Annotated in this window: 2 protein-coding genes; one reads left to right on the top strand and one right to left on the bottom strand. The window is 69.6% G+C overall.

Annotated features, from left to right (window positions below; translation table 11 throughout):
- Positions 1 to 165: 165 nt before the first annotated feature.
- Positions 166 to 1,116: a hypothetical protein gene (locus tag ACFXAZ_RS39365; protein ID WP_384601849.1), complete on the bottom strand. Its 951-nt coding sequence runs from the start codon at positions 1,114 to 1,116 to the stop codon at positions 166 to 168.
- 136 nt (positions 1,117 to 1,252) lie between these two features.
- Between ACFXAZ_RS39365 and ACFXAZ_RS39360 the strand changes: the two genes are divergently transcribed.
- On the top strand, positions 1,253 to 3,897 hold a 2,645-nt coding region (locus ACFXAZ_RS39360; protein ID WP_384601846.1), incomplete at its 3' end, for a valine--tRNA ligase.

Here is a 3,897-nt window from a genome sequence, read left to right as displayed (position 1 = left end):
CCCCATTTGTGGGGCGCGGTGTTTTTTTTTTATACCGCGCCGGCTCTCGCGGTACCAACCACCGGCCCCGCCGCCGCCCCCCCCCCCCCGCCCCCCTTTCTCGTCTCCGGGACCCAAGTCTCCGGAACTCAGGCCGTCGTCGTTGTTTCTTGACGGCCGTTGTCGTCACTTCTTGACGCGGACCTCGTTGCGGAGGTCGGCCACGAGCTTCGCGGCCTCGTCCAGGGTGTACGTCTTGGCGCCGGAGGTCGGCTCGACCACACCCATCGTGCTGTGGTCCGCCCAGATGCACAGATAGGTCGTCTGCTCCTGCTCGGTCAGCGGGTTGACGGACTCGGCCTCCTGGCACTTCATCACCGCGCCGTCCAGGCTGTCCGGTGTCACGGACTGCGCGTCACCGACGAACTTGATGTCCTCGCCGGACTCCTTCGCCATCTCCGCGAAGGTGGTGTCGAGCGCGGCCTGCGGGTCCGCGACCTTGCCGTAGACACCGAAGAAGGTGAGGCTCTCGGCGTCCGCCATCTCGGCCGGGTCCTCGATGGCGGCCAGGTCCACGGTCGAGTACACGGCGCTGACCGACGTGGGTTCGGTGATGCCGGCCTTCTTCAGGTCCTCGGCGTCGCTCGCGCTGGCCTTCTCCTCGGCGGCGTCGCCGAAGCGGTCGTACTTGTCCGACAGCACCGCGGCCGGAGCGCTCAGCTTGTGCGGCCCGTCATCCTCCAGACCCCCCGCGTCCGAGCCGCCGCCGACCAGGACGTACGCGCCGACGCCGATCGCCGCCACCACCGCCACCGCGCCGATGATCAGGCCCGTCCTCTTCTTGCCGCCGGACGGGGGCGGGGGCGGCGGAGCGCCGTACAGGGGCTGCTGCTGGGGGACGCCCGGCTGCTGCGGGTACCCGTAACCGGGCTGCTGCGGATAGCCGTACCCCGGCTGGGGCTGCTGCGGCGGGGCCGGCGGCTGCTGGGGGTGGCCGTAGCCGGGCTGGGGTGCCTGCGGTTGCTGGCCATAGCCGGGCTGGGGTGCCTGCGGCTGCTGGCCGTAGGGGCCCTGTCCGCCGTACGGACCGGGCTGCTGGGGCTGCCCGTCGTACGGGCCCGGCTGGTTGTAGCTCATTTCTGGGTTCCCCTCCAGATGCTTATATGTTCCTGACATCCTGGACCAGGCACAGGAATCGCAGGCCATCGGGGTACGCACCGTTACAAAGGAATCGCGTTTCGGGACGGGGCCGTGACACCCCTAAACTGACCGGGTGACCGAGAACGCTCAGCAGCAGCCCACAGCGCCCCACACCGAACTGCCGACCCAGTACGCGCCGGCCGACGTAGAGGGGCCGCTGTACGAGCGCTGGGTGGAGCGGGGTTACTTCGAGGCGGACGAGAAGAGCGACAAGCCGCCGTTCACGGTCGTCATCCCGCCGCCGAACGTCACGGGCAGTCTGCACCTCGGGCACGCCTTCGAGCACACCCTCATCGACGCCCTGACCCGCCGTAAGCGGATGCAGGGCTTCGAGACGCTGTGGCAGCCCGGCATGGACCACGCCGGCATCGCCACGCAGAACGTGGTCGAGCGCGAGCTGGGCAAGGAGGGCAAGTCCCGGCACGACCTCGGGCGGGAGGCCTTCGTCGAGCGGGTCTGGCGCTGGAAGGGCGAGTCCGGCGGTCAGATCTCCGGCCAGATGCGCCGCCTCGGCGACGGCGTCGCCTGGACCCGCGAGCGCTTCACCATGGACGAGGGGCTCTCCCAGGCCGTCCAGACCATCTTCAAGCGGCTCTACGACGACGAGCTGATCTACCGCGCCGAGCGCATCATCAACTGGTGTCCGCGCTGTCTGACCGCGATCTCCGACATCGAGGTCGAGTACCAGGACGACGAAGGCGAACTCGTCTCCATGAAGTACGGCGAGGGGGACGACTCCATCGTCGTCGCCACCACCCGCGCCGAGACCATGCTCGGCGACACCGCCGTCGCCGTGCACCCCTCGGACGAGCGGTACCGGCATCTGATCGGCAAGCTGATCCGGCTCCCGCTCACCGACCGCTCGATCCCCGTCGTCGCCGACGAGCATGTCGACCCGGCGTTCGGCACGGGTGCCGTCAAGGTCACCCCGGCCCACGACCCCAACGACTTCGAGATCGGCCAGCGGCACGACCTGCCCGCCATCACCGTGATGGACGAGCACGCCGTCATCACCGTCCCCGGCCCCTTCCAGGGCCTGGACCGGCTGGAGGCCCGCTCCGCGATCGTCGCCGCGCTGCGCGCCGAGGGCCGGATCGTCGCCGAGAAGCGGCCCTACACCCACTCCGTCGGCCACTGCTCGCGCTGCAAGACCACCATCGAGCCCCGGCTGTCCATGCAGTGGTGGGTCAAGGTCGGCCCGCTCGCCAAGGCCGCCGGGGACGCGGTCCGTGACGGCCGGGTCAAGATCCACCCCCAGGAGATGGAGAAGCGGTACTTCGACTGGGTCGACAACCTCCACGACTGGTGCATCTCGCGCCAGTTGTGGTGGGGCCACCGCATCCCCGTCTGGTACGGGCCGAACGGCGAGACGGTCTGCGTCGGCCCCGACGACGAGCCGCCCACCGGCGAGGGCTGGCACCAGGACACCGACGTCCTCGACACCTGGTTCTCGTCCGGGCTGTGGCCCTTCTCCACCCTCGGCTGGCCCGAGCGGACCGAGTCGCTCGCGAAGTTCTATCCGAACTCCGTCCTGGTCACCGGCTACGACATCCTCTTCTTCTGGGTCGCCCGGATGATGATGTTCGGGCTGTACGCGATGGACGGGACACCGCCGTTCCACACCATCGCGCTGCACGGCATGGTCCGTGACCAGTTCGGCAAGAAGATGTCGAAGTCCTTCGGCAACGCGGTCAACCCGCTGGACTGGATGGACAAGTACGGGTCCGACGCCCTGCGTTTCACGCTCGCTCGCGGTGCCAACCCGGGGGTGGACGTCCCGATCGGTGAGGACTGGGTCCAGGGATCCCGGAACTTCGCCAACAAGATCTGGAACGCGACGCGCTTCGCGCTGATGAACGGCGCGACGGTGGACGGGCCGCTGCCGGAGCCGACCCGGATGTCGGCGGCGGACCGCTGGATCCTGTCCCGGCTGAACTCGGTGGTCGCCGAGGTGGACGCGCTCTACGAGGACTTCCAGTTCGCCAAGCTGTCGGACGCGCTGTTCCACTTCGCGTGGGACGAGGTGTTCGACTGGTACGTCGAGCTGTCCAAGACGACCTTCCAGGCGGGCGGCGAGCCGGCGGAGGTCTCGAAGCGGGTCCTCGGTGAGGTCCTGGACGTCACGCTGCGGCTGCTGCACCCGGTCGTCCCGTTCGTCACCGAGACGCTGTGGACGACGCTCACGGGCGGGGAGTCGCTGGTCGTCGCGGAGTGGCCGAAGGACAGTGGCTTCCGGGACGGTGCCGCCGAGCGGGAGATCGGGTCCCTCCAGTCGGTGATCACCGAGGTGCGGCGCTTCCGGGCCGACCAGGGCCTCCAGCCGGGACAGCGGGTGCCGGCCCGGCTGGCCCTCGACGGCACGGCGCTCGTGCCGCACGAGGCCGCGATCCGCGCGCTGCTCCGCCTCCAGCCGGAGGGCGAGAGCTTCTCGGCGACGGCGACGCTGCCGGTGGGCGGGGCGGTGGTCGCCCTCGACCTCTCCGGCACGATCGATGTCGCGGCGGAGCGCAAGCGGCTGGCGAAGGATCTCGCCGCCGCGGAGAAGGAGAAGGCGGCCGCCACGGCCAAGCTCGGCAACGAGGCGTTCCTCGCCAAGGCGCCGGACCACGTCGTGGACAAGATCCGGGGCAGGCGCTCCAGGAGCGGGAGTTCCGTGAAGAGGATCGACAGGTTGACGTCGAAGCGCCGGCCCGAGGCAGTGCCCGATTCAAAAGCTGG

Origin of the sequence: Streptomyces sp. NPDC059477 (assembly GCF_042749375.1) — a bacterium.
GTDB lineage: Bacteria > Actinomycetota > Actinomycetes > Streptomycetales > Streptomycetaceae > Streptomyces.
The sequence above is the reverse complement of the archived record's forward strand: the minus strand, read 5'-3'. Positions and strand labels throughout refer to the sequence as shown.

Bases quoted from the DNA above. Each gene is read 5' to 3' on its own strand.
- ACFXAZ_RS39365 (WP_384601849.1), bottom strand. From the start codon at position 1,116: ATGAGCTACAACCAGCCGGGCCCGTACGACGGGCAGCCCCAGCAGCCC.